The organism is Pseudomonas mendocina (assembly GCA_037482215.1).
Taxonomy (GTDB): domain Bacteria; phylum Pseudomonadota; class Gammaproteobacteria; order Pseudomonadales; family Pseudomonadaceae; genus Aquipseudomonas; species Aquipseudomonas mendocina_E.
Window position 1 is genome coordinate 2,688,041 of sequence record CP148074.1, and the last position, 26,307, is coordinate 2,714,347.

Here is a 26,307-nt window from a genome sequence, read left to right on the forward strand (position 1 = left end):
ATGTGCCTAGCTTAACTGGAGGCGCCAGGTTCTGCTTGATCTGACGCAAAAAGCCTGCGAGCGCTTGTGAGAACAGACTTCCTTAACGCGTAGCCTGAATCAGTTGCGGGTAGCCGACTTCTCAGCCTTGGCAACAGTCTTTGCGTTTTTATCAGTGACTTTTTTCACGTCGGCAACCGCTGCGGACGTGCTGGCAGGAGCCGGCTGACTATAGCGGGCGATCAGCGCATTAAGGGTGTCTTTGGATGTCAGCATGATCTCAACACGACGGTTAAGTGCTCGGCCCTGTGGGCTATCGTTAGCGGCGCGAGGGGAAACAGACCCCAGACCACGGGCAGTCAGGCGGTTCTGTTTAAGACCGCTCATGCGAAAGATCGACGTAAACGCGCGAGCACGTTGCTCACTGAGAATCTGATTCTGCTTGGCATCGCCACTGCTGTCAGCGTGACCCAGAATCAACACACCAATGGTTTCATCGGCCTCAACCATTTTAGCCATGCGTGTCAACGGGCCCAGCATTGCTGGCAGCATCATATTAGGGCGGTCTGGATTGAATGCCCCTTGTACCGGTGCTGTGATTACCAATACATTTTCACGGCGCTCGTATTCGAAGTGAGTGCCTTTGATGGCCTCTTTGACCTTCGGTTCGTAATCATTCAAACGTGCCTGGGTCACGGCCGGCGGCGGCATCTTTACAACTTGAGGTTTTTCTTCCTTCTTTTCACCAAAGCCCAAGGCACTTAGATCAAAAGAGTTAAACGAGCTGCATCCGCTAAGAAACAGGCATAAGGAGAGAGCAAGTGTCTTTTGGGCTGGCATCATGAATCCACACTTAAAAAGGAAGAAATTTAATACTTTATGACGATAACTTAAAAAGGTTATGCAGCAGTTTAGCCGAGGTTGCTACAAACAGGCAGTAAGGATTTGTGCAAGTTTTTGTGGTCGAGGGTCCATCAAGACGAACGGTCCAAGATTATTGGTGACGAAACCAAAGGCGACATCCCGCTCAGGATCAGCAAATCCGATAGAACCACCCGCTCCGGGATGCCCAAACGCACGCGGCCCCATACCATAGGTAGCATTAGCTACATCAGGCTGATCCAGCATACAGCCGAGGCCGAAGCGAGTGCGGGTCAGCAGGGTTTTATCCTCACCTACTGCATGTTCACGGATCAGCTCGGCCAACATATCGCTCTCCAGCAAGCTGCCATCCAGCAAACCACTGTAGAAACCAGCCAGGCTACGGGCATTGCCATGGCCATTAGCAGCCGGTTGCTGCATGCGCCGCCACTCCGGCTTATTGGTGCTGGTCATGATCGACGGTGGATTGGTGAAAGCCCGGGTGCTCATGGCGGTAGGCTCAGTCATGGTGACTTTCAGCAACCGTTGTGCCGCAGCATCTCCCATGTTGCCTTTGCCGCGCGTAATCGTGGCGACTCGATCGAACTCCTCATCAGCCAACCCCACATGGAAGTCCAGCCCTAAAGGTTTAGCAATGCGAGCGACGATAGACTCTCCTGGCCCGCGCCCTTCTACCCGCCGTAACACTTCGCCCACCAACCATCCATAGGTGATCGGGGCATAGCCATGCCCTTGCCCTGGCGTCCACCAGGGTTGCTCGGCAGCCAACGCTTGGGTCATTGCTTGCCAATCATAGAGGGCTTCAGCCGGTAACAACTCACGCAACGCCGGAAGACCGGCTTGGTGACTGAGCAGATGGCGTAGCGTGATGTTCTCTTTGCCAGCCGCAGCGAACTCTGGCCAGTAACCGGCTACAGGGGCATCCAGCTGAAGTTTGCCCTCGGCCACCAGCTGCAATGCAGTGACAGCTGTGAAGGTTTTGGTGCACGAAAACAGATTAAGTATGGTGTCGCTGTGCCAAACCTGTTGGCCATCTCGGTCAGAGGTGCCTGCCCACAAGTCGACGACAGTTTCGCCGCCAACTTGCACACACAGAGCCATACCGCGCTCTTGGGGATTGTCGAACAGCGCAGCAAATGCATCACGCAGCGCTTCAAATTTAAGATCGAAATATCCCTGTATCTGCACGCACTCGCCCTCAAACCTGTATCAACACCAGTAAAACCGTATGAGATTACGGTTTTGTTGTTTTCTCTGTAACCAGCAGTTTACTCATAGCTGCCGCCACCTGGCGATTGGCCTTTTGCACCGCTTTGACGAAGCCATCCCATGGCCGGTCAGTGATGGCAACCAGACCTAGGTGGCCGTTTTCTCCGTCAAGCAGGCGCCCGGTTACAGGCTGATCCAGATATTGGAACCAGTGAACGCCCACTATCTGTGGTTCCTCAAGCGCTTTCTTGAGGAACTGCGCATAAGCTGGGCCACGCTCTTCCTCTTTATAAACTTCACTCACACCGCCCCAGAACGGCCCCCGATCGCGGGAGCCAAAATGGAACTCAGTAACCATCAGCGGCTTGTCCAGCTGGCGCAGCACAGTAAAGTCATAGCCTTGCTGCGGCTCACGGGTATAAAAGTTAAAGCTGAGCACATCGCAAATGGCCGCACAGGCGTTGACGGCCTCAGGAATACTACTGGCGAAACGCCCCCCCAAGAGCAAATGATTCGGCGCATGCCATTTCAATGACTCTGAGATGGTTTTGAAGTAGGTCTCTGCGTAGAGCTTCAGGAAGGCCTGCATATCCACTTCAATTGCCGGATGCTCATTGTTGGGCAGTGGCGCCTCAAAACCAGGGTCCTCCATCAATTCCCAAGCCGGTAACTGGATACCCCAGGCTTTGGAGAGCCCCTCTTGGTTACGGTATTTATCGCGCAACTGCTTAAGGAACGCGCGCTTGGCTGGAACATCCGTGGTCAGCCGCAAGGTCGCATAAGCCAGCGCGTAACGACCGTTCGCATCGTCTGCGGCGCCAGCCCAAGCCAGTTCGTTATCAGCAAAAAAACCGATCAGCCATGGATTGTCCCGCACATCTCGAGCGGCAATGGCCACAGCTCGCTCAGCCGCCATAGCAAAGCGGGGATCAAACGGATCTGGCATCGCTCCCCACCAATCCACGCCAGTGCTGATGGTCGCGTAGTCGCCGCGGATAGACAGCGGCACAGTGAACGGCATGCGCGGCTCATTAGCAAAAGCCGGATCGCTCCAATTACCAATGGTATTAAAACCCCATGCCAACAGGCGGTCCTGGCTCAGTTGACGCCATGCGGCCGGGTCAGTTTGGCCATAGGTGCGATGACGGTTTGCGCCATAAAAGTCGAACCATCGGCCACTGTCAAAAGCACGGCCCTGATTGGAGCCATTACCACTGCGGCTGTCTGTACTGCCGAAAAAAGCAGCAAGGGGTTCGCCGTCTTTGGGCAATACCGTGAACATCGCCTCGCGACCTTCTACGTAGGTGGCGCTTTGATCCACGCTGACCGCATTAACCCCCAGGGAGAAGAACGGATTGCCTTCTGGAGTCACCAGAAACCAGCGCCCATTGCGCTTTTCAGTGTGAAAGAACCCGGTTTTTTCGAAGCCCTCAGAGACCTTTACCCCGCCATAGGCATCCAGCTGATTAGGCTCACTCAGCCACTTTTGCAGTTGCCTGGCCTCTTCAGCAGCGCCTTGCTGCAACTGCTCGTCTCGCGAAATCTTGCCCGGCCAGCGGCCACCGCTGTACTGGCCATAAGCATCAACAATGCCCTGGTAAATGTTTGCTTCGGGTGATTCTTGCTGAACAGCCACATGGCTAAGCAAAATACTCTGGGCTGAGTCCAGATTGGGGACAGACAGCACTACTGAATTCACTTGGGATTTATCCAGCGCCCCACTGACGTTGTCGGCAAACAGCACTTGGCGGCCCCCTTGTTGTACCGGCATCGGCACTCCCGCACGCATTCCGTGCTTCAGGGGTGATGTGGCACTGAGAGGCAGTACGAGGGTTTGCGCTGGCCCGGCACGCAAAGCGACTCGACTGTTAAGCTGTTGACCGTCATTACTCTGAACCTGAACATCCAAGGTCAGATCCCAGTCCATCGCATTCTGAATACGCAGTACCAGAGCCTGTTGTTTACTCCAGTCCCATGACTCATTTTGAGGTTGAAGCGTCAGCAGTGACTGCTCGCCAGGCTGGAATACGATTCTGCGCAAAACCTCACCACCGGGTGTTTCTTCACCTTTTAGGTCTGGCAGCTCGACGTTTTGTGTAACGACCTTTACCACATCCAGAGGACGAACAAAGTTGTACAGCTCCTGTTTTTCCTGGGCAAAAGCCAATGAAGAACAGCCCAACAATACCCATGCACCCACTTGCAACCGCAGTTTGACCATCACGCAACAAACTCCCTCAAGCGCAGAACACACACCTCACAGGCAATGGCCTGTAACCGGACTATGTGATTGCTGACCGTATTGTGCTCGCGGCGTTCACTGGCGCGCCAGCAGATTAGGCCTAATCAGCTTATTTCCCGGCGGAAAGGCGGCAACGCATTGAGAATAGCCTTACCGTAACGCTGGGTGACCATTCGCCTGTCGAGCAATGTAATGACACCCCGATCAGCTTCTGTGCGCAGCAATCGTCCGCACGCCTGAACCAGCCTCAGCGAAGCGTCCGGCACTGCAATTTCCATAAACGGATTACCGCCACGGGCTTCAATCCACTCAGCCAGTGCGGCCTCTACCGGATCATCTGGCACTGCAAACGGAATCTTGGCGATCACCACATGCTCGCAATAGGCACCGGGCAAATCTACGCCCTCGGCAAAGCTGGCCAGTCCAAAGAGGACACTTTCCTCACCACTGTCGACCCGTGCTTTGTGTTTGTTCAGCGTTTCTTGCTTGGACAGGTTGCCTTGGATGAACACGCGTTTGCGCCAGTCTCGTTCCAGACCTTCGAACACGTCCTGCATCTGTTTTCGCGAGGAGAACAACACCAATGTACCCTTCGATCCAGCTATAAGGCCTGGCAGCTCACGAACAATCGCGGCGGTATGAGCTGCGACATCCCGCGGATCAGCATTCAGGTTAGGGATCCGTAATACACCTGCATCGGCATGGTGGAATGGGCTCGGTACCACGGCCGTAACCGCTTGCTTAGGCAGACCGGCACGCATTCGATACCGATCAAAACTGCCAAGTGCAGTCAGTGTTGCCGAGGTTACCAGCACACCATAGGCCACATTCCACAAGTTACGACGCAAGGTCTCGGCAGCCAGAATTGGACTGGCGTTAACTTCAATGTCGTACATTGCGCCACTGTCGGCCAATGTCAGCCAGCGGGCCATCGGCGCACTTTCTTCAGGATCTTCCGTGGTAAAGGCCAGCCACAGCTCCCAGTTCCCTTGAGCGCGGGCTAATAAGCTGCCAAATAGTGGATACCACTCTTCAGCCTGATGGCTGGCAATACCGACTGCACCCTCTCCATCCATGGCCTCTTTGAGCAGATCAGTTATACCGGTGTAGAGATCAGTCAGCTTGGAAAAGCCCTTTTTCAGCTCCATGCCAAGTTCGATCAGATGCTCAGGTACCACCCCTGCGGGGAATCGATGACGCGGGCGCTCACGCCCCTCCATGTCCTCCCCAGCACGGAAGTCAGCCAATTGCTCGCAGGCCGCAAACATAAATTGCTGCTGGGTCTTAATCTCTCGGGCTAACTCTGGAATCTGCTCAATAAGCCGGCCAAGATCACCCGGCAGCGGGTTCTGCGCGAGCAGCTTGGTGAGGTTCTTGGCTGTTTGCTCCAACCAGTCGGCGGTCGAACGTAAGCGGGTAAAATGGGCAAAGTGGCCAATCGCTTTGTCTGGCAGGTGATGGCCTTCGTCAAATACATAAAGGGTGTCACGCGGGTCCGGCAGTACAGCGCCGCCACCAAGGGCTAAATCAGCCAAAACCATGTCATGGTTGGTCACGATCACATCAACCTTGCCCATGCCCTCCCGAGCTTTGTAGAAGGTGCACTGCTGGAAGTTCGGACAATGACGCCCCGTGCACTGACTATGGTCAGTGGTCACCTGCCCCCACTGGGTATCATCCAGCTCTTCTGGCCAGCTATCACGATCGCCATCCCATTTGTTACCGGCGAGTTTTTCGATCATGGCGTTAAACAGCTTCTGGCTCTGTTCATCCACGTCGATTCTGAAACCTTCCTCTTCAAACAGCTGCGCCGTCGCACTTTGCGCCTGGCCCTCCTGCAACAGCAGATCCAACTTGGACAAGCAGAGATAACGTCCACGCCCCTTGGCCAGCGCGAAACTAAAACTCAGACCACTGTTGCGCATTAGGTCGGGCAGATCCTTATGGACGATCTGCTCCTGCAACGCCACAGTGGCTGTGGCAATCACCAAGCGCTTACCAGCTGCTTTGGCAGTCGGGATGGTGGCCATGCTGTAAGCCACTGTCTTTCCTGTGCCTGTGCCCGCCTCTACCGCCACAACGGCCGGCTCGCCCACGCGCCGCCCTTCATCGTCGGTTTGTATAGTGCCCAGCACTTTAGCGACTTCAGCGATCATCAAACGCTGGCCGTAACGGGGCTTGAGGGACTTGGCCTCAAGGAAGCGGCTATAAGCGCCTTGTATCTGGGATTTTAGTTCGGGACTGAGCATGAAATACGGGACGTGAAAGGCTGGATAAATTTTCAGTGTTTGAAATCGGCGGCTATCATAGCGCGCTAATTGATAATGCGCAGAACCGCTTACCTGAGAGGAACACCCATGACCCCTTATGCAATGTCCTACAGCCTGCATGTACTCGCCGCCCTAATTTGGGTCGGCGGCATGTTCTTCGCTTGGATGGTGCTGCGCCCGGCAGCAGTCAGTGCACTAGACGCACCCTCACGCCTTAAACTGTGGCTGAGCGTATTTCCGAGGTTCTTTTATTGGGTATGGGCTGCCGTGATTGTGCTGCCCGTAACCGGCGTTGGCATGATGCACCTGACATTCAAAGGCTTCGACGGTGCGCCGCGTTACGTGCACATCATGATGGGACTTTACCTGGCGATGCTGGCCTTATTCCTGCGCCTACAAATACTCCAACTGCCAGCCCTGCGCCGTGCCGTTGATGCGGAGAACTGGCCAGCGGGTGGTGAAGTTCTGGGAAAAATACGCCGTTTGGTAGGCACTAACTTGCTGTTGGGCCTAATTCTGGTTGCTGTTGCAGCAGCCCGTCCGAGCTTCTGAGTTCTGCTCCCGCTAGCGGTGTTTAGTCCCACTAGCGGGAGGCTCATCAAAACTTAACGATTTCTGCGCTGCCAGGAGCGCCTGCCTCACCCGCACGCCCATTCTGCCCAGATTTACCGCTGGCACCGGCAGCTGTGGTGTAAAGCAAACACCCTTTGCTGTCACCGCCCTTGCCAGCCTGTCCGGCCTGACCAGCATCACCACCAGGACCACCCTCCACGAGCACTCGCACTTGCTCTTCAGCAAGACTCTGTGGAATCTCGATACGCACCTTCGCACCTGCACCACCTGGCTGGCCATCGCCACCATCAAGGCCATCATGGCCATGGGTAGCCTGCCCCCACGTGCATCCACCCGGCTTGCCATCTGCACCAGCAAGCCCAACATATCCTGGCGCACCTTTACCACCACGGGCGTCCACCACCAAGGCACCAGAATTGATCTCACCAAAGCGCAGGTTCAAATCACGCCCAGCTGTTGCCGGTTTCGAGTAATTGCCCTGGGCTCCACGTGCCGTAATCAAGGCATTCTCACCTAACGTGGCAGTAGTAACCTGCAGACTCAGAGGACGCTCTCCTGGCGCGAACGACAATCGAGCCTGCTGGCCAAGAACAAGTTGATCGACCTGAATATCTGTCAACCCAGCAGGTACTAGCAGGGTCCCATGGTCAGCAATCTCAAGCCGATCTACATGCAGCGCAGTGCCCACAGCAGGTAAACGCATGATGGCATTAGGGCTGACTTCAATTGCCGCCTGAGCCAGTGCTAACGGGCTGAACAACAGCGTCAGCGCCAAGATTTTCTGCATGTTCTGCTTCCTCCCCTTTTATTTGTTCTGGTTCAGCCCCTTTCCCGACAGGGGCTGCTATCGACTCAGCCTTGTGCGCTGGTAACCCCAGCACATGAAACACACCAAACACTAAAACCTGAACTCGCTGCATAAAAGGCAACGGTAGGTCCTTAAGCCTTTTATGGAAGATCAAAGTCTCAAGAACATGCACAGCCAGGACTACTCCCCCAGCTAAACGCAGCAGAAGATCAAATGGCTGAGCAAATGGCTGATAAAGGTTGCCAATCACGATTCCCCAGAACACCAACGTCACCAGTTTTCCAAGGAGCAAGAAGATTTTCATAACGCCGACTCAATCAAAAATCTGGCCGGAACATTAACCGCTTTGGCCGCCGCCCGCCACACTCACGCTCACAGGCAGTTGCAGTCTGCACTCAGACTACTAGAGGTTAACCACACCTATAAAAAAGCCAGCCCTGAGATGGGCTGGCTTTAGGTCTCTGTCCTGACGTAGATCAGTTATCAGGGACGAGCCTCTACCTCAGCTTCCACGCGGCGGTTTACTGCACGACCTTCAGCGGTAGCGTTATCGGCAACCGGGCGGCTTTCACCGTAACCCGCAGCACTGACTCGGTCGGCCGGTACACCATATTCATTCACCAGTACATCACGTACGGCATTGGCACGGCGCTCGGAGAGCGTCTGGTTGTAAGCATCACTGCCGACGGAGTCGGTGTGGCCTTCAACCACAGTGCTGGTCTGCGGATACTGGTTAAGAAGATCGGCAAGGTTTTTGATCTCGCCGTAGCTTTCCTGGCGAACCTGCGCCTTATCGAAATCGAACTTAACATCCAGTTCAACGCGTACTGGCTCAACTTCTTCAACCACCGCCACTGGCTCTTCGACAACCTCTTCTACGACCGCCACCTGCTCTTCGGCCCCATGCACCCAGCAATAGGCAGCAGCCATACCAGCCCCCAGGGCAGCACCACCGCCAGCCCATGCAGAACTTTCAATAGCCCCCAACCCCGCGCCGCCTATACCACCAACAACCGCGCAGGTAGGCCAATCGCTTTTCTGAACGCCGGCACATCCTGTCAACAAAGTACTGGCTGCGATCAGGGGTAATGCTTTCCTGATAATGCTCATTTGTGTGTCTCCTATTGGTAAATCGGCGTAAAAGCCGATACTGACGAAGTAAAGACCCCAGTTTTAAAATGCGCCAGAGAATCGAAGCCCTAAGTAGAACTTATGTGCTATCTCATATCTTTACGCCCGCCAGCTATCTGCACCCATAAGGACGTCTATGCCCGCCCCTCAGTCAGACAGAACACCCCAACAGGCCCTAGCAGCTCTTCTGGCGCGTTACACTCCTGAACGCTTGCTACTTGTAGGCCAACGTGACCTACCAGCAATTGATGCATTTATTCAGGCACAGCCAAAGTGTCATATTGCGCACGCAGAAAGTGGGAAGTTGCCCGCAGAATTGGCAGCAAAACGGTACGACCTTGCCATTATCGTTGGGTGCCTTGAGCACATGGATAAGCGTGAAGGGCTGCAACTGCTCGGCGGCATCCGCAACCTGAATGCCAGCCGCATGGCAGTGCTGATTGATCTGAAAGCCAGCGGCTGGGAAGACAAAGACTTGTTTGCCCTGGCCTTGCAAGCCAGTGAACGCTTCCAGCGTGATGAGCAGACCCTGACGCTCTTCACCTACGATCTACTGGACTACAAACAGGTGCCTGACTGGCTCAATGCCAAGTTTTGGGCCAACCCGCAAAACTTTGGAAAGTACTGGTGGTAAATCAGTGAGTAACGCTAACTGCCCTTGCGGCAGCCAACAAACCCTCGCTGCCTGCTGTGGCCCTTATCACGCAGGCACACCCGCTCCCACTGCAGAAGCATTGATGCGCTCGCGCTACAGTGCATACACCGTCGGGCTCATCGACTATCTAGTTGAAACAACACTGCCAGCGCAGCAAAACGCGCTAGATCAAGATGGCATCCGTAGCTGGAGCCTTGGCAGCACTTGGCTTGGCCTAAACGTTGAGCACGCCGAGCTGCTTGAAGGCACCCCTGCCCATGCCTATGTGACATTCGTTGCGAGCTGGCGGGATCAAAATGGTGAGCAGAGCCATCGTGAGCGATCAGCTTTTGTTCAAAACGCCGGGCGCTGGTACTTCATTGACCCCACGGTTGAGCTTAAGACTGGGCGCAACGACCCATGCCCATGTAACAGCGGGCAAAAATTCAAGAAGTGCTGCTCGGATTTCTTTTGAACCGGACATCCCTATCCAGCGTATAGGCCATTCAATCCTGCAATTTAAGATGAGAGATATCAGGCACAGGACCAGCAGCGGCACGCTTTAACTCCCCCATATCGCTGCCCGCCGGTGCCAGGCTGAACTGTGACAGGTCCAGAGTAGGCACCGCTGCAGCAGGCTTGGCATCCTGCAAATCATTGCCCAGCGGGGCAATTCCAAAATCTGGAGCCTCAACATCACTGAATGCAGCCATGTACTCGTCGCGAGGGATCACTTGCAGGCGGGCGTTGGTGGTCGCTGCAGGTGCCTCCGGCACTGGAGCTGGAGCTGGAGCTGGAGCTGGAGCTGGAGCTGTCAGAACAATTTCCTCGATCTGGCAGTCCATGTCGACAACTTCAACCACCGCACCTGCGCGCTCTATAGCAGAGCGGTATTTCTCTGCGCCCGCCTCATCCAGATTGTTCTTGATCACAATCCGGCGCCCTGAGAAGAGCAACGCTAAGCGTTGCTCATCGGCTTGGAATAGCTTGGCTAGATTCGCTTTAACAGTTTCAAGCTGAGCTCCCGGCACCAATTGCGCACTGAATGCAATTTCGTAACGAGCCATCGTCATACTCCTGACCTAGTCTTACGCCACTATGGTGCAGATTATTTCAACTAACAACCGCTTGCAGCTGCGCTCTTGCTTGTTACACTGAGAAGTCATTGGGGGGCAGCAATGTTTTTACAGGCAAAATCACTACAAATACTGAGCCTTACACTATTTCTTGGCCTTCTTTCAGGCCTTTCCGGCTGCTCATCCACCGGTAGCCTGAAATCGCCTGAAATCGCCTTGCTCAAGGTGGAGGTCGTTAAAGCCAGACTGCTTGAACAGCACTTCAACCTGCGCTTTAGGATCGACAACCCCAATAGCTTCAGCCTGCCCATCAGCCAGCTGGAATATCAGGTCACCCTCAATAATGTTGAGCTCACCAAGGGCGAGGCTGATGTCTCGTTGAGTGTGCCCGCCCATGGCCACAGTACGTTCTCAGTTCCAGTGCGCACCAATTTGTGGCGCCACGTTCGCCAAGTGGTTAAAGCCCTCGAACAGCCTGACGAGGCAATTCCCTATCAATTCAAAGGCTCTGTAAAAACCGGCTGGTTCTTCGGTCAACGCGTGCACATGTCGCGTAATGGCGAGATAATTCCCGGTGATTACATCCCGGAGTAACACTGCATGAACCAGCAACACGTCCACGGCCCTGACTGCAACCACGATCACCACCATCATGATCATGGCCATGTTCACGGCCCTCACTGCAACCACGGCCATCAAGAGCCGGTACGCAACGCACTGAAAGACGTTGGCCGTAACGATCCATGCCCGTGCGGCAGCCAGAAGAAGTTCAAGAAGTGCCACGGCGCGTGAACCGCTAGTGACAGCACTGCCCACATCACTACTCGCCATAGCCACGTTAATACTCGTGGCTTTGGCAGTCTATGCGCTCCACCTTTGGCGCAAAGTCTGGCGGCAACAGCAAGCCCATAGAGAAAAACGCCTAGCCCAACACGAGCGACTCGCTGGCGACCTTAGAATCCTCGCTAACAGCCTTCTGGATGGGCAACTGCCACTGATCGAGGGCGCGATTCGAATCAAGGTACTGCTGGATAACTACGACTATCAGCTCAACCAAAATCAACCCTGTGATGTTTTCAAGCGGATTTATGCCGCTACAGCACATATCCCGACCCACCAGGGCTGGAAGGCACTGAGTAAAGAACAGCGCGCGAATTACGAGAAGCTGTTTGAGCGCTTAACCGTTGAACATCAGCAAGCGGCTCACGATGCGGCCCGATGGCTGCTCGACAAAGGCTTGAGTAACCAACCTCGCACCTGACTTATACATGCAGACGCCTTGTCAGGCACGGCCTCGCTGGCTAACGTACGCCCTACGCCGTCACTAACCCCAAAATCCGAATCTCAATCATGACTACTCCCTATAAGGAGCCTGCTGCATGCTAGCGCGCGCATTTCGTCCCATGGCCTACCTGAGCCTCGCTGGCTTGGTAACGGCAGCAGTATCACTTAGCGGATGCCAGTCATTTCTCAACAGCCGATACAGCAACAGCGTTCACCCAGACCAAGGCATCGTCAAAATCAAAGGCTTGGCCAACAGTGTGGTTGTACGCCGCAATACGCTGGGCATGCCGCTCATTGAGACCACCACGTTCCACGACGCACTGTTTGCATTGGGCTACGTCCATGCCAGCGACCGCCTCAGCCAAATGGTCAGCATGCGCCTGATGGCCGAGGGCCGACTGGCGGAAATGGCCGGCCCCGGCGTCTTGGATATCGACCGTTTTATGCGTTCAGTCAACCTGAAGAAGAACGCGGAGCTCCTTTTCAAGAACGCCTCGCCACGCTTGCAGAAGTTCTTCGAAGTGTACGCCCGAGGCGTAAACGCCTATCTGTTCCGTTACCGCGACAAACTGCCGATGGACCTGGCAGAGGCTGGCTATCGCCCGGCCTACTGGAAGCCAGAAGACTCTGCACTGATCTTCTGCCTGCTCAACTTTGGACTCTCGGTTAATCTTCAGGAAGAGATCGCCTCACTGGTACTGGCGCAGAAAGTCGGTGCTGACAAGGTGGCGTGGCTGCTGCCGACCTATCCGGATGAGCCGCTGCCTTTTAGCGAAGCCGAGAAACTCAAAGGCCTCAACCTCAGCGGTCAACTCGCAAGCCTAGGCGGCTTAAATCAAGCAGTCAGCCAGTTCGCCGATGCTCATATGCTTGGCGTAGCAGCCTCTAATAACTGGGCCTTTGCCCCGGTCAAAACACGCAGCGGTCGCAGCATTGTGGCTAACGATACGCATCTGCCGCTTTCAATGCCCTCAGCCTGGAACTTCGTTCAAATCCGCTCACCAAAGTTCAATGCCGCGGGCGTATCGGTTGCCGGCGTACCCGCTGTAGTAGCCGGATTCAACGGAAAACTAGGCTGGGGAATGACAATGGTCATGGGCGATACCCAAGACCTTTTTCTAGAAAAGGTTCAACGCCAGAACGGTCACCTTTACTACCAGGCTGACGGCAAATGGCTGCCAGTTAAGGAGCGCCAGGAGACATTCTTTATCAAGGGCGAGCGCCCGATTCGAGAAACCATTTTCGAAACCCGCCACGGCCCACTACTGAACTCCGTACTGGGCGAGCGTAAGCATATGCTGCAACCGTTACCGCTGAGCAGTGGTTATGGTCTTGCTCTGCGAACGCCTGAGTTGGATGGCGACAAAACCTTGGATGCGATGTTTGACCTATCCCGCGCTCAGTCCGTGGATCAGGCCTTCGAAGCCACCCGTGAAGTACGAGCCATTCCACTCAACATTGTCTTTGCCGACGCCCAACATATCGGCTGGCAAGTCACCGGACGCTATCCAAACCGTCGCGCCGGGCTCGGGCTGATGCCATCTCCAGGCTGGAACAGCCAGTACGAATGGGATGGCTACGCCGACCCCATGCTGCATCCTTACGATCAAGACCCGCCACAAGGCTGGCTGGGCACAGCTAACCATCGCACAGTGCCACAGGGTTACGGCATGCAACTGTCCAACTCCTGGTTCTACCCTGAGCGCGCCGAACGCATCGAACAACTGGCCAACAGCGGCAGACACGACACGCAAAGCTCGATTGCCATGCAGTACGACCAGACGTCTCCGTTCGTGGCCAAACTGCAACGGATGTTTAGCGCTCCCGGTATGGCGGAAAGCCTCAAGGCAGCCATCAACGCATTGCCACCGACAGAGCGTAACAAGGCTCAGGAGGCCCTCAACCGGTTGATGAAGTTCGACGGCAAAATGTCAGCAACATCGGCCGACGCAGCCCTGTACAGCGCCTTTCTCTACCAGAGCGCCCGCGACACCTTCCTCGATGAACTGGGGCCAGACACCAGCCCAGCATGGAAAGCGCTGGTCGCCACCGCCAACAACTCATATTCAGCACAAGCCGATCACCTGCTCAGTCGTGAGGACAGCCCCTTCTGGGATGACCGCAACACGCCGCAGAAAGAGGATAAACCCGCGATCCTCGCCCGCAGCTTAGCCGCTTCAGTAACCCTTTTGGAAAGCCGCCTGGGCACTGATCGCACCAGCTGGCAGTGGGGCAAGCTGCACACCTACACATGGGCAAGCGACTCAACCAAAATGGCCCAGCACCTGAGCGCCAGCCAGCGTGCAAGCCTCAATGCGATTAAAAACTACCTAGATCGCGGCCCCTACCCTGCAGGAGGTGACCACGGCACCTTGAACGTAGCAGCTTATGAATGGGGGGATAACTTCGACACTTGGCTGGTACCAGCCATGCGCATTATCGTCGACTTCGGTCGGGCAGAGCCGATGATTGGACTTAACAGTTCCGGTCAATCAGGCAATCCAGCCAGTCAGCATTACGCTGATGGCATCGAAGCCTGGCTCAAGGGCAGCTACATGACCTTCCCATTCCGCTCGGAAAACATTGATAAAGTCTACGGTAACCGTCGCCTGCTGCTCAGTCCGGACAAGTGATCCTGGCTGCAAAAAATAAGGGCGCCTCAGGCGCCTTTATTTTTAGGTTCACATTTATACGATCAGATGCGCCTCGCGCAGGCGACTTATGGCCTGTGACCAGCGTGGATCCTGCTTATATTCGATCCCGGGGTATGCCTGGCGTCGCATACGCGACAGCCCCTGTGGAGGCGCAACCTTTAAGCGCTGTAATGCACTCAAGGCTAACTCTGCGGATGCTCGGTCATTGCATACCAATCCCATATCACAGCCAGCGACCATGGCAGCCTCAATACGGCTGGCGGCATCGCCTACCACGTGAGCACCGGCCATGGACAGATCATCACTGAAGATCACCCCCTTAAAACCTAGCTCGCCACGCAGAATCTCCTGCAACCAACGCCGTGAGAAACCGGCAGGCTGACTGTCCACCTGCGGATAAATCACGTGGGCTGGCATAACAGCTGCCAATTGCTGACTTAACCGGGCAAATGGCTGTAAATCAACAGCACGGATCTGTTCAAGACTGCGCTCATCAACCGGTATTGCGACATGGGAGTCGGCCTCAGCCCAACCGTGCCCTGGGAAGTGTTTGCCCGTGGCGGCCATCCCCGCATTGTTCATACCTTGGATGAACGCACCCGCCAGCGCAGTAGCACGCAGCGGATCGCCTTCAAAAGACCGTGTACCGACAACCGCACTGCGCTGGTGATCCAAATCCAGCACTGGGGCGAAACTCAAGTCGAGCCCAACCGCAAGTACCTCTGTTGCCATCACCCACCCACACAGAGCGGCAAGCTCTTCAGCATTTGGGTTATCGGCCAACGCACGCATTGCCGGTAGACGCACAAATCCATTGCGTAGACGCTGCACGCGGCCACCCTCCTGATCGACTGCCAGCAGGAGATCGGGGCGAATCGCACGAATTGAGGCGGTCAAATCCCGAACCTGACGCGGATCCTCGATATTGCGTGCAAACAAAATCAAACCAGCAACTTCAGGATGGCGAAGGATCGCCCGGTCTTCGGCAGTCAACCACGTGCCGTCGATATCCAGCATCAGAGAGCCTTGCAGAGTCACACTCACAACAATTCCTTATTCAATCGGTGCAGCCGCCCACTGCGGGCAAGCGGCCTCATCAATGTGCACGGCACAATAAGCCGGGACAGCGTCATACAACTCAACCAACGCCTCATTACGCAGGCGCACACAGCCATGGGACAGCGGTACGCCCATTGGCTCTGTATCGGGAGTCCCGTGCAGGTATATATAACGGCGAAAGGTATCAACCTGCCCCATGCGGTTGCGGCCAGGCTCACAGCCGCTGAGCCAAAGAATCCGACTGAGGATCCAATCACGCCCAGGAAACTGCGCATGCAGTTCAGGCGACCAGACCTCACCGGTCCAACGCCTGCCCCGCAACACCGCACCTACTGGCAAACCATTGCCAATTTTGGCGCGCACCAAAAACCGACCACGGGGCGTACAGCCTGAACCATTGAGTTCGCCCGCACCGTTAAGTGCGGTGGAAACGGGCAGACGAAATTTCAGCTTGCCGCCAGCAAAGCCATATAACTGCTGGTCGGCAATTGAAATATGAAGAAGATCAAGCGTTGTCATGGCGGCTAGCTTAACGGATCAAACCTCGCTAGCCCATCCACATCCATCAGACTTTGCCAGCTGGCACTGCAGTTTTATTGCGGGGTTTGAGTTGAGCGTTAGCTAAAGCATCGTCAATCAGGCCGCTTTCCGAACGCATGCCTGCTGCTAGGAACGGGACCATTAGACGCATCACCTGCTCAAGTGAAGTATTTACACCAAAATCATTCTCAGACATGGCTCGCAGAGCCTTGATACCCGACATGCTGAATGCAGCAGCCCCCAGCATGAAGTGCACCCGCCAAAACAGTTCAAGAGGTGGTATACGCGGCGCAGCCTCGTGAACCAAGAGCATATAACGACGGAAAACCTTGCCGTAGACCTCTTCGAGGTATTTACGCAAATGCCCTTGGCTTTGACTGAATGCAAGGCCCAACAGGCGCATAAAGATTGACAAGTCGTTGCCGCTACGCGGCTTTACTGAGAGCGCTTGTTCAACCAGCAGCTCGAGTAGTTCTTCCAAACTGGGCTTGCAATCAGGCTTGGCTTGGCGCCGGTCAAGCTCGCGCTCAAGACTGATGCAGAAAGGGCCGAGAAAACGCGAAAACACGGCTTGAATCAGCGCCTTTTTAGAGCCGAAATGATAATTCACCGCGGCCAAATTCACCCCAGCCTTGCTGGTAATCAGACGCAGAGAAGTTTCAGCAAAGCCTTTCTCAGCAAAAAGCTGTTCTGCTGCATCAAGAATACGTTCAACAGTTTCCGACTGGGCCATAAGAATTCATCTAGCAAACACTTGTTTGAAACATACGTTTCAGTTGCATTCATTGTCAAGCCGGGCAGCCCTCCAAACCGCAACTATCCCAGACTTTACTCCATAACCCCATACGACGATCAGTGAAGTCTGCAAGTAACACCACATACTTTAGTCAGTATTCGACTAACGCCAGCAATATTAGAAATTGAATGATTGCCAATCCAACAACACTGTATATAATCCCAGTCACTGTACAAAAAGACAGAGATGACCATGCTAAAACTGACGCCACGCCAGGCCGAAATTCTCGCCTTCATCAAACAGTGCTTAGAGGATAACGGCTACCCACCTACGCGGGCAGAAATTGCCACCGCGCTCGGTTTCAAATCGCCTAACGCGGCTGAAGAGCACCTCAAAGCACTGGCCCGTAAAGGCGCCATTGAGATGACACCTGGCGCCTCCCGTGGCATCCGCATCCCTGGCTTTGAACCCAATAGCGACGAAGACGAGGGCTTACCTGTAATTGGCAGGGTTGCGGCAGGCTCTCCAATCCTGGCTCAGCAGCACATCGAAGACTCCTGCAAAATCAATCCCGATTTCTTTCACCCTAAAGCAGATTACCTACTGCGCGTACGGGGTATGAGTATGAAAGACATCGGCATCTTTGATGGCGACCTGCTTGCCGTACACACCACCCGCGAAGCGCGCAATGGGCAGGTCGTTGTAGCCCGAATAGACGATGAAGTCACCGTCAAACGGTTTAAGCGCGAAGGCAACACCGTGTGGTTGCTTGCCGAGAACCCAGAGTTCTCTCCCATTAAAGTCAATTTGGAAGAACAAGACCTTGTCATTGAAGGTTTGAGCGTCGGCGTGATCCGCCGCTAAAAGGAGGCTCTATGCAGTTCCCGCAATCACTGAACCGCTCGCAACTGCCTTTGTTTGATGGTGTCATCGCATCATCGGCAACACCATGGCTGGCCGACTCTATCGATCAGGCTCCAGCGCTTGATGAAGACGCAACCGCATTCAGTGAAATGTCGCTACGCGGCTCAGCCGGGCACTGCTTAACGCTTCTCGCACCGATCCTGAAAGCATTAAGCGATAACCACGACCATCGCTGGCTAACTCTTATCGCACCACCTGCAACGCTTACCCACAGTTGGCTGCGTGAAAGCGGCCTGAACCGCGAACGTATTTTGCTACTTCAACCGCGGGGTGGACAAAGTGCTCTGACCCTAGCAGAGGAAGCACTCAAGCTAGGACGCAGCCACACAGTCGTCAGTTGGCTCCACCCTCTCCCCGCCCAAGCCCGCAATACCCTGGAACAGGCAGCCCAAGCAGGTAAAGCACAGAGCCTCAATATCAGCCTAGGCTAAAACCACAGGTAACCGGTCAGGGCAAAGACAGCGCTTTGCCCTATTTTCGCCCCAACGCGAATGGCGCCATGAAGGCTGCCATCAATGCAGAACGCGAGGAATCTCTTCTTCTTGCTGAAAATTATTTTCAGCCAATTGGCCGGCCATTTGCACGCCGACATTAAGCATCGCCTTGGCAACTTCTAGGTGCTGCCCCTGCAAGAATGCCTTCGCATCTGCGGAGAAATCCAGCACTACCAGAGACTCTTCATCTTCTGCACGACGCAATGCAATGCGCCCATCCGGCAGCTCAACAATTTCCAGAAATGAAGTCGGCATTTAAATTAGCTCTCCACGAAAGGCGCACAGTGTAACAGGCCGAAGACGCTCTCGGCCTGAAATTCACTCAGGCCTTACCACTCGCTTAAAGTTTGTCGAAACCGCTGAGCCAGCGCTTTTAAAGCTTGGCGCCAAGCCTCAAGAGTCTCATGACTAAGAGACTGCTCTTCACTATCTAGGCTCACCGCTGTAATCAATGGCGTTGAAGGATCAACCTTGCCCTGCTTACCTGCTTGAGGAGGTAGAAATAACTGGTTGTACGCCTTTAGCAATTGCGCCAGCCAGCTGTCTGCGGACCGGTACAACTCAACAAGCTCACCCAACTCCTGACTGGGAGCAACATCAAGCACTTCACCCCGAAGGAATACTTCAGCTCGCGGCGCTGTACTGTCAGGGATACGGTAATAACCAGCAATTTCGTGGCACAGCCCAAGCAAAGCGCCGTACAAATGAAACAATGCCGACTCACGCTCAGCCTGGATAAGGGCCAGTGCGTTCAAATTCTGGGCTTGCTCGGCCTTACGCCAGGATTCCAATGCAAGCCCTGCGTAGAAAATCTTCTGATTGGTACGGGTATAGAGTTCCTGGGCCATGCGGCATTCTCCACTGCATACAAACTATCTGTGCGCGCCTGACTCTTCAGGCGCACAAACAATGCCCATTAACTCTTGTCTTCGACCTTCCACTTACTGCCGTCATAGAATGCACGCCAGCCTGTCGGTTTGCCGTCTACCTCGGTCTGCACATATTGCTCCTTGGTTTTTCGGCTGTAACGAACAACAGCAGGACGCCCCTGACTATCCTTTGTCGGCGCATCACACAGGTAGTGATACTTCGGATCAATCTCACTGCGATGCGGCACCAGCTCCAACACCAACGGCGCACGTGTCTCACGATTTTTCGGGAACTGGCTAGCAGCCAGGAACAAGCCGGAAGCACCATCGCGCAAGATGTAAGTATCATCGACCTTCTCACACTTGAGCTCAGGCATCTTCACCGGGTCCATCTTCGGTGGAGCAGCCTCCCCGCTCTTAAGCAGTTTGCGGGTGTTTTTACATTCACTGTTGGTGCAACCAAAGAACTTACCGAAGCGCCCTGTCTTGAGCTGCATTTCACTGCCGCACTTATCGCACTCCAGGCTCGGGCCCTCGTACCCCTTGATGCGGTACTGCCCCTGTTCAATCTCGTAACCTGCGCAATCCGGGTTGTTACCGCAGATATGAAGTTTACGGCTTTCATCCAGCAGGTAAGCATCCATCGCATTGGCACAGATTGGGCAGCGACGCTTACCCAGCAGCACGCGTGACTCGGACTCCCCCTCATCATCCGCAGCAATCTCGTCACCTGGGACAAGGTTAACCGTAGCCTTGCAGCGCTCTTTAGGCGGTAACGCATAGCCTGAGCAGCCTAAAAACACCCCAGTGGAGGCTGTGCGAATAGTCATTGGCCGCCCGCACTCTTTGCACGGGATATCAGTCATGGTTGGCTGATTGGCACGCATACCATTTTCACTGGCCTCAGCCACCTCAAGCTTTTTCTTGAAGTCGGCATAGAAAGCATCAAGCAGGTTCTTCCACTCGCGCTCACCTTGAGCAACATCATCCAGATGCTCCTCCATACGCGCTGTGAAGCCGTAATCCATCAGGTTGGAAAAACTTTCCCCGAGGCGATCGGTGACGATTTCACCCATTTTTTCCGAATAGAAACGGCGGTTATGCAGCGTCACATAACCTCGATCCTGAATGGTGCCGATAATCGCGGCATAGGTCGATGGGCGACCAATTCCGCGCTTCTCCATTTCCTTAACCAAGCTGGCTTCTGAGTAACGCGCTGGCGGCTTAGTGAAGTGCTGGCTTGGATCCAGTTTGAGCAGCTTAAGTGCCTCGCCCTGGGTCATTTCTGGCAACACGTCGTCCTCGCCCGGCTTGCTCTGCTGCGGCAACACACGTGTATAGCCGTCAAATTTGAGGATACGGCCCTTGGCGCGCAGCTCAAACTTGCCAGCACTGACGGTAACAGACGTAGACAGGTACTCAGCAGGCGGCATCTGGCACGCCACAAACTGACGCCAGATCAAGTCGTACAGACGCTCTGCATCTCGCTCCATGCCTGAAAGTTGAGTTGGCTTGAGATTGACATCAGAAGGACGGATCGCCTCGTGCGCTTCCTGAGCCCCTTCCTTGCTGCTGTAGTACAGCGGCTTGGATGGCAAATACTTGTCACCAAACTCCGACTCGATAAAGCCACGCACCATGTTCAGCGCATCAACTGACAGGTTGGTGGAGTCGGTACGCATATAGGTGATGTAACCAGCTTCATAAAGACGCTGAGCCATCATCATGGTTTTCTTAACACCGAAGCCGAGGCGGTTACTGGCCGCCTGCTGCAAGGTGGAGGTGATAAACGGAGCAGAAGGCTTACTGCTAGTCGGCTTGTCTTCACGCTTACTGACGCTGTAGGCCGAAGCCTTTAAAGCTTCCAGCGCGGCCATGGCCTGCGCCTCGTTAAGCGGTTTGAAAGCCTCACCGTTTTCACGGATAACCTCGAAACGCACTGTGTCGCCACGCCCACTGGCAAGGTCTGCGTGCATTTCCCAGTATTCTTCCGGCACGAATGCACGAATTTCTTTTTCCCGCTCAACCACCAGCTTTACGGCAACCGACTGCACGCGGCCGGCGGACAAACCACGGGCAATCTTCGACCACAGCAACGGCGAGACCATGTAGCCCACAACACGGTCAAGGAAGCGACGTGCCTGCTGAGCGTTAACCCGGTTTATATCCAACTCACCCGGCTCAGAGAACGCCTCCTGAATAGCCTTTTTAGTGATTTCGTTGAACACCACGCGTTTGTAGCGGCTGTCGTCCCCACCGATGGATTCCCGCAGGTGCCATGCAATAGCCTCCCCTTCGCGGTCCAAGTCGGTTGCGAGATAGATAGTGTCAGCGTCTTTTGCCAGACGGCGGAGCTCATCTACGACTTTTTCCTTGCCTGGAAGAATCTCGTACTTGGCTTTCCAGCCGTGCTCCGGGTCAACCCCCATACGGGTGAAAAGCTGACGCCGAGCCTTTTCCTTAGGCGACAGGGCTGGTACCTCTCCAGCAGCCTTGCCACGTTTGGCAGGCTCTTTGGCAGCAGTGGCCGAGCCACTGGTAGGAAGGTCGCGGATATGGCCGATGCTCGACTTCACCACGTACTGGCTGCCCAAGTACTTGTTGATGGTCTTGGCCTTGGCCGGGGATTCCACGATGACCAGCGATTTGCCCATGGATTGGAAAATTCCTGAATTCGGTAAATAAAAAGCGGGAGGTGCTGTACAGATGCTAATGCGGCACCGCTATATATAGTGGTGCTTTAGCGAAGGTCAAGTTCAGCAAGCGTTTAGTGCAGCTCAAAACCGAGTCAATACTGAGTCTTCGACCTTGATCAGCGCAAAACGTGGAACCGTTTCACCATCAACATCTACAGTGCTGCTGAACATGTCCAGGGGCCTCAGCCACAGGCCAAACTCACCATACAATGCCTGATAAACAACCATAAGCTCCTCGGTCTCAGTGTGCCTTGCTACACCCAGAACGCGATACTCAGGGCCTTTGTAATGGCGATAGAGACCAGGTTGTATCTGTGTTTCCATATTCATTCAGTACTGTACTCAAAAAACAAAAACCGGGGCCTGAGCCCCGGTTTTCCATTTCAAAAACGCGCTGACTACAGGCGTTCGAAAATGGTGGTGATACCCTGACCGAGACCCACGCACATGGTAGACACACCCAGGGTGCCGCCATTTTGCTTCATCACGTTGAGCAGGGTACCGGAGATACGTGCACCGGAACAACCAAACGGATGACCCAATGCAATCGCACCGCCATTCAGGTTGACCCTCTCATCCATCTTATCGAGAACCTTCAGATCTTTCAGCACAGGCAGAGCTTGGGCTGCAAAGGCTTCATTGAGTTCGATGAAGTCGATGTCGTTGATGGTCAGACCTGCGCGTTTCAGAGCTTTCTGAGTTGACGGTACAGGCCCGTAACCCATGATCGCCGGGTCCACACCGGCAACAGCCATGGCGCGAACTACAGCCATCGGTTGAATGCCCAAGTCCTGAGCACGCTGAGCGCTCATGACAATCATGCAGGAAGCGCCATCAGTGATCTGCGAGGAAGTACCTGCAGTCACAGTTCCGCCTTTTGGGTTAAAGGCAGGCTTAAGGGCAGCCAGGCTTTCAAGGGTTGTTTCCGGACGAATGGTTTCGTCGTAGTCGAAAACTTTCAGGAAGCCATTCTCGTCGTAGCCTTGCATCGGGATGATTTCATCCTTGAACTTGCCTTCGACAGTTGCCTTGTGCGCCAGACGGTGAGAACGCTCACCGAAGGCATCCTGCTGCTCGCGGCTGATACCGTGCATTTTGCCCAGCATTTCTGCGGTCAGCCCCATCATGCCCGAAGCCTTAGCAGCGTACAGGGACAGATGTGGATTCGGATCAACGCCGTGCATCATGCCAACGTGGCCCATGTGCTCGACACCACCCACGACGAACACGTCACCGTTACCGGTCTGGATAGCTTGCACGGCAGTGTGCAGCGCGCTCATGGAAGAGCCACACAGACGGCTGACAGTTTGACCTGCACTGGTGTGTGGGATCTGAGTCATCAGCGACGCCATACGGGCAATGTTCCAGCCCTGCTCCAGGGTTTGGTTTACGCAGCCCCAGATAACGTCTTCAACTTCTGCCGGGTCAACTTTAGTGTTGCGCTCCAGCAGCTTGCTGATCAGGTGCGCCGACATAGTTTCAGCGCGGGTATTACGGTGCATGCCGCCCTTGGAACGACCCATTGGGGTACGACCGAAGTCGACGATCACTGCATCTCTAGGATTCAGGCTCATAAATTTACTCTCGCTCTAGTCGTTGCGCGCTTAACCGAAGAACTTCTGGCCTTTGGCGGCCATTTCGCGAAGTTTCGCAGTCGGTGTGTACAGCGCACCCAGGTCAGCGTACTTGTCAGCAAGGGCTACGAACTCGGCAACACCAACCGAATCGATGTAGCGCAGCGCGCCACCACGGAACGGAGGGAAACCAATACCGTAGATCAGGCCCATATCTGCCTCAGCTGCCGAGTCGACAATGCCATCTTCCAGGCAGCGAACGGTTTCCAAGCACAGAGGGATCATCATGAAGTTGATGATGTCTTCATCAGTCACTTCACGCTGCTCGTACACAACCGGCGCGAGTACTGCCTGAATATCGGCGTCAGCCACTTTCTTCGGCTTACCACGCTTGTCGGTCTCGTAAGCGTAGAAACCTTTGCCGTTCTTCTGACCCAGGCGATTGGCTTCGTACAGCGCATCAACAGCAGTTTTGCGCTCTTCCTTCATACGCTCTGGGAAACCTTCTGCCATCACATCACGTGCATGGTGAGCGGTGTCGATACCCACAACGTCCATCAGGTAAGCCGGGCCCATAGGCCAGCCGAACTTCTCCATGACCTTGTCGATGCGCACAAAGTCGACACCAGCGCTTACCAGCTTGGCGAAACCGCCGAAGTACGGGAACAGCACACGGTTTACCAGGAAGCCTGGGCAATCGTTGACCACGATCGGGGTTTTGCCCATCTTCTTGGCGTAAGCAACAGTAGTCGCCACAGCCTTCTCGCTGGACTTCTCACCACGAATAACCTCAACCAGCGGCATCATGTGAACCGGGTTGAAGAAGTGCATGCCCACAAAGTTCTCAGGACGCTTCAGCGCTTGAGCCAAGTAAGTGATGGAGATAGTGGACGTGTTGGACGCGATGATGGCGTCCTCTTTCACATACCCTTCTACCTCAGCCAGCACAGCGTGCTTGACCTTCGGGTTCTCAACTACAGCTTCAACCACGATATCAACATGGCCAAAATCGCCGTAGGACATGGTCGGGCGGATGGCATTCAGTGCTTCAGCCATCTTCGCAGGCGTCATGCGGCCTTTTTCAACACGCTTGCCCAGCAGTTTTGAGGCCTCGTTCAACCCCATCTGGATACCCTCTTCGCGGATATCCTTCATCAGGATCGGAGTCCCTTTTGAAGCGGACTGGTAAGCAATACCGCCACCCATGATACCGGCACCGAGTACAGCACCCAGTTTCACGTCATTAGCGATTTCATCGTGTTTCTTGGCTTTTTTCTTCAGTTCCTGATCATTCAGGAACAGACCAATCAGGCTCTCCGCAACGGAAGTTTTAGCCAGCTTGGCAAATCCAGCGGCTTCGATTTCCAGAGCTTTGTCACGGCCTTGGTTGGCCGCTTTCTGAATGGTCTTGATCGCTTCAACCGGTGCTGGGTAGTTCGGGCCAGCCTGACCGGCAACAAAACCTTTGGCGGTTTCGAAGCACATCATTTGTTCGATAGCGTTGAGCTTGAGCTTCTCCAGCTTCGGCTGACGCTTAGCCTTGTAGTCCAGCTCGCCGGAGATGGCGCGCTTGATCAGATCCAGTGCCGCTTCCTGCAATTTGTCGGCAGCAACGACTGCGTCAACTGCACCGACTTTCAACGCGTCGGCAGGCTTGTTTTCTTTACCGGAGGCGATCCACTCAACGGCGTTATCAGTACCGATTACGCGTGGCAGACGAACGGTACCGCCAAAGCCTGGGTAGATACCCAGTTTAACTTCAGGCAGGCCAATCTTGGCAGCTTCGCTGGCTACGCGGTAGTCAGCAGCCAGAGTCATTTCAAAACCACCGCCCAGTGCAATGCCATTGATGGCTGCTACTGTAGGGACAGGCAGGTCTTCGAAATCATTGAAGATTTTGTTGGCTTCGAGGTTGCCAGCGACCAGGTCTGCCTCAGGCAGCTGGAAGTTGTCGACGAACTCGGTGATGTCGGCACCAACAATGAACACGTCTTTGCCACTGGTAACAATCACGCCTTTGATCGAACCATCAGCCTTGATTGCATCAACAGCTTGACGCAGTTCATTTAGGGTAAGACGGTTGAATTTGTTGACGGATTCACCCTTGAGGTCGAATTGCAGTTCGACGATGCCGCTCTCAAGAGCCTTAACCGTGATGGCTTTACCTTCGTAAATCATCAACTGATCTCCACGGTATGGAAGCTGAACAGTACACATCGGAGCCAACCAGCAAGCTACTCCACAGATGAACTGTGCAATGTAGCCCCAATCAGCCTGGCACACCCACCGACGCGATAATCGGGCAGGAAGGCATTTGTATAAAACAAACGCTCAATTCATACGCCCGTTTGACTTGGGTGTGCACACCTTCACGGAAAAGCCAGCGCTTGTCAATTGGGAGTTATACGCTTATTTGCCTGTACAAAAAATTACGTTATCGCACTGAACAAACGTATCCAACTCTGCTATCGGATGATCAGTAATGGGAGGGAATGCGAGCAATATAGGCAGTAATTTTCGGCCCAGAGGCGCAGCCAAAATGCCCGGCAAGACGTCTAAATGAATACTCTCAGCCATGACGACTGGAAAGGCCAGCCAGCAGATAACGCCGCAATCAACCTCATTTATACGGGGTGATTCATAGTCCGTAAGCCGCTAAACATGATCCTCAAC

At 54.5% G+C, this 26,307-nt stretch carries 24 protein-coding genes and 2 pseudogenes; 9 read left to right on the plus strand and 17 right to left on the minus strand.

Annotated features, from left to right (window positions below; genetic code table 11):
- Nucleotides 1-99: 99 nt before the first annotated feature.
- The 4 genes from WG219_12430 to dinG form a co-directional block, all read right to left on the minus strand.
- Nucleotides 100-690 carry an OmpA family protein gene (locus WG219_12430; protein ID WXL24152.1) on the minus strand — a complete coding sequence of 197 codons (591 nt, stop codon included), beginning with the start codon at nt 688-690 and terminating at the stop codon, nt 100-102.
- 213 nt (nt 691-903) lie between these two features.
- The gene (locus WG219_12435) at nt 904-2,049 is read right to left on the minus strand and encodes a serine hydrolase domain-containing protein (protein WXL24153.1); all 1,146 of its coding nucleotides are present in this window, start codon (nt 2,047-2,049) and stop codon (nt 904-906) included.
- A 46-nt stretch (nt 2,050-2,095) separates the two neighbouring features.
- Nucleotides 2,096-4,291: a beta-agarase gene (locus WG219_12440; protein ID WXL28002.1), complete on the minus strand. Its 2,196-nt coding sequence runs from the start codon at nt 4,289-4,291 to the stop codon at nt 2,096-2,098.
- 125 nt (nt 4,292-4,416) lie between these two features.
- Complete coding sequence (gene dinG / locus WG219_12445; GenBank protein WXL24154.1) at nt 4,417-6,561, minus strand: ATP-dependent DNA helicase DinG; 2,145 nt, start codon at nt 6,559-6,561, stop codon at nt 4,417-4,419.
- A 108-nt stretch (nt 6,562-6,669) separates the two neighbouring features.
- Here dinG and WG219_12450 point away from each other — a divergent pair, with 108 nt between their 5' ends.
- Entirely contained in the window at nt 6,670-7,134 is a 465-nt protein-coding gene (locus tag WG219_12450) for a CopD family protein (protein WXL24155.1), read from the plus strand.
- Between the two features lie 46 nt (nt 7,135-7,180).
- On the opposite strand, the gene WG219_12455 is transcribed toward WG219_12450, so the two are convergent.
- The 3 genes and pseudogenes from WG219_12455 to WG219_12465 all read right to left on the minus strand — a co-directional run bounded on the left by WG219_12455 (nt 7,181) and on the right by WG219_12465 (nt 8,797).
- On the minus strand, nt 7,181-7,942 hold the full coding sequence (locus WG219_12455) for a collagen-like protein (GenBank protein ID WXL24156.1): 762 nt from the start codon (nt 7,940-7,942) through the stop codon (nt 7,181-7,183).
- Between the two features lie 76 nt (nt 7,943-8,018).
- A pseudogene (locus tag WG219_12460) lies at nt 8,019-8,267 on the minus strand (DUF1145 domain-containing protein).
- A gap of 179 nt (nt 8,268-8,446) precedes the next feature.
- Nucleotides 8,447-8,797: pseudogene (locus tag WG219_12465) on the minus strand (OmpA family protein).
- 433 nt (nt 8,798-9,230) lie between these two features.
- Between WG219_12465 and WG219_12470 the strand changes: the two are divergent.
- Together WG219_12470 and WG219_12475 are read left to right on the plus strand one after the other, a co-directional pair.
- Entirely contained in the window at nt 9,231-9,728 is a 498-nt protein-coding gene (locus WG219_12470; protein ID WXL24157.1) for a DUF6231 family protein, read from the plus strand.
- Between the two features lie 4 nt (nt 9,729-9,732).
- Nucleotides 9,733-10,203, plus strand: a complete 471-nt coding sequence (locus WG219_12475) for a YchJ family protein (GenBank protein WXL24158.1) — start codon at nt 9,733-9,735, stop codon at nt 10,201-10,203.
- A gap of 31 nt (nt 10,204-10,234) precedes the next feature.
- Here WG219_12475 and WG219_12480 read toward each other — a convergent pair whose 3' ends face one another.
- The gene (locus WG219_12480; GenBank protein WXL24159.1) at nt 10,235-10,795 is read right to left on the minus strand and encodes a hypothetical protein; all 561 of its coding nucleotides are present in this window, start codon (nt 10,793-10,795) and stop codon (nt 10,235-10,237) included.
- Between the two features lie 111 nt (nt 10,796-10,906).
- Here WG219_12480 and WG219_12485 point away from each other — a divergent pair, with 111 nt between their 5' ends.
- The 4 genes from WG219_12485 (at nt 10,907) to WG219_12500 (ending at nt 14,721) form a co-directional block, all read left to right on the plus strand.
- The gene (locus WG219_12485) at nt 10,907-11,398 is read left to right on the plus strand and encodes an LEA type 2 family protein (protein WXL24160.1); all 492 of its coding nucleotides are present in this window, start codon (nt 10,907-10,909) and stop codon (nt 11,396-11,398) included.
- Nucleotides 11,399-11,404: 6 nt separating this feature from the next.
- A complete protein-coding gene (locus WG219_12490) occupies nt 11,405-11,596 on the plus strand; it encodes an SEC-C metal-binding domain-containing protein (GenBank protein WXL24161.1) in 192 nt (63 codons plus the stop codon).
- Nucleotides 11,597-11,651: 55 nt separating this feature from the next.
- Complete coding sequence (locus tag WG219_12495) at nt 11,652-12,065, plus strand: DUF2489 domain-containing protein (GenBank protein WXL24162.1); 414 nt, start codon at nt 11,652-11,654, stop codon at nt 12,063-12,065.
- A 118-nt stretch (nt 12,066-12,183) separates the two neighbouring features.
- The gene (locus WG219_12500) at nt 12,184-14,721 is read left to right on the plus strand and encodes a penicillin acylase family protein (protein WXL24163.1); all 2,538 of its coding nucleotides are present in this window, start codon (nt 12,184-12,186) and stop codon (nt 14,719-14,721) included.
- Between the two features lie 54 nt (nt 14,722-14,775).
- Here WG219_12500 and nagZ read toward each other — a convergent pair whose 3' ends face one another.
- Genes nagZ through WG219_12515 form a run of 3 tightly spaced genes read right to left on the minus strand, consistent with a single transcriptional unit; the run spans nt 14,776 to nt 17,074 of the window.
- Nucleotides 14,776-15,774, minus strand: a complete 999-nt coding sequence (gene nagZ, locus WG219_12505) for a beta-N-acetylhexosaminidase (protein WXL28003.1) — start codon at nt 15,772-15,774, stop codon at nt 14,776-14,778.
- Between the two features lie 21 nt (nt 15,775-15,795).
- Nucleotides 15,796-16,320, minus strand: a complete 525-nt coding sequence (locus WG219_12510; protein WXL24164.1) for a L,D-transpeptidase — start codon at nt 16,318-16,320, stop codon at nt 15,796-15,798.
- A gap of 46 nt (nt 16,321-16,366) precedes the next feature.
- A complete protein-coding gene (locus tag WG219_12515) occupies nt 16,367-17,074 on the minus strand; it encodes a TetR family transcriptional regulator (GenBank protein WXL24165.1) in 708 nt (235 codons plus the stop codon).
- 255 nt (nt 17,075-17,329) lie between these two features.
- Here WG219_12515 and lexA point away from each other — a divergent pair, with 255 nt between their 5' ends.
- Both lexA and sulA read left to right on the plus strand, forming a co-directional pair.
- On the plus strand, nt 17,330-17,941 hold the full coding sequence (lexA, locus tag WG219_12520; protein WXL24166.1) for a transcriptional repressor LexA: 612 nt from the start codon (nt 17,330-17,332) through the stop codon (nt 17,939-17,941).
- 11 nt (nt 17,942-17,952) lie between these two features.
- The gene (gene sulA, locus WG219_12525) at nt 17,953-18,432 is read left to right on the plus strand and encodes an SOS-induced cell division inhibitor SulA (GenBank protein WXL24167.1); all 480 of its coding nucleotides are present in this window, start codon (nt 17,953-17,955) and stop codon (nt 18,430-18,432) included.
- 81 nt (nt 18,433-18,513) lie between these two features.
- Here sulA and WG219_12530 read toward each other — a convergent pair whose 3' ends face one another.
- The 6 genes from WG219_12530 to fadB all read right to left on the minus strand — a co-directional run bounded on the left by WG219_12530 (nt 18,514) and on the right by fadB (nt 25,812).
- Nucleotides 18,514-18,750 (minus strand): hypothetical protein, encoded by a 237-nt coding sequence (locus WG219_12530; protein ID WXL24168.1) that lies wholly within the window; start codon nt 18,748-18,750, stop codon nt 18,514-18,516.
- Between the two features lie 74 nt (nt 18,751-18,824).
- Nucleotides 18,825-19,343: a DUF6586 family protein gene (locus tag WG219_12535; protein WXL24169.1), complete on the minus strand. Its 519-nt coding sequence runs from the start codon at nt 19,341-19,343 to the stop codon at nt 18,825-18,827.
- Nucleotides 19,344-19,411: 68 nt separating this feature from the next.
- A complete protein-coding gene (gene topA / locus WG219_12540) occupies nt 19,412-22,018 on the minus strand; it encodes a type I DNA topoisomerase (GenBank protein ID WXL24170.1) in 2,607 nt (868 codons plus the stop codon).
- A 123-nt stretch (nt 22,019-22,141) separates the two neighbouring features.
- Nucleotides 22,142-22,384, minus strand: a complete 243-nt coding sequence (locus WG219_12545) for a DUF1653 domain-containing protein (protein WXL24171.1) — start codon at nt 22,382-22,384, stop codon at nt 22,142-22,144.
- Between the two features lie 74 nt (nt 22,385-22,458).
- Nucleotides 22,459-23,634 carry an acetyl-CoA C-acyltransferase FadA gene (gene fadA / locus WG219_12550; GenBank protein ID WXL24172.1) on the minus strand — a complete coding sequence of 392 codons (1,176 nt, stop codon included), beginning with the start codon at nt 23,632-23,634 and terminating at the stop codon, nt 22,459-22,461.
- A gap of 30 nt (nt 23,635-23,664) precedes the next feature.
- Nucleotides 23,665-25,812, minus strand: a complete 2,148-nt coding sequence (gene fadB, locus WG219_12555; GenBank protein ID WXL24173.1) for a fatty acid oxidation complex subunit alpha FadB — start codon at nt 25,810-25,812, stop codon at nt 23,665-23,667.
- Nucleotides 25,813-26,307 lie beyond the last annotated feature (495 nt).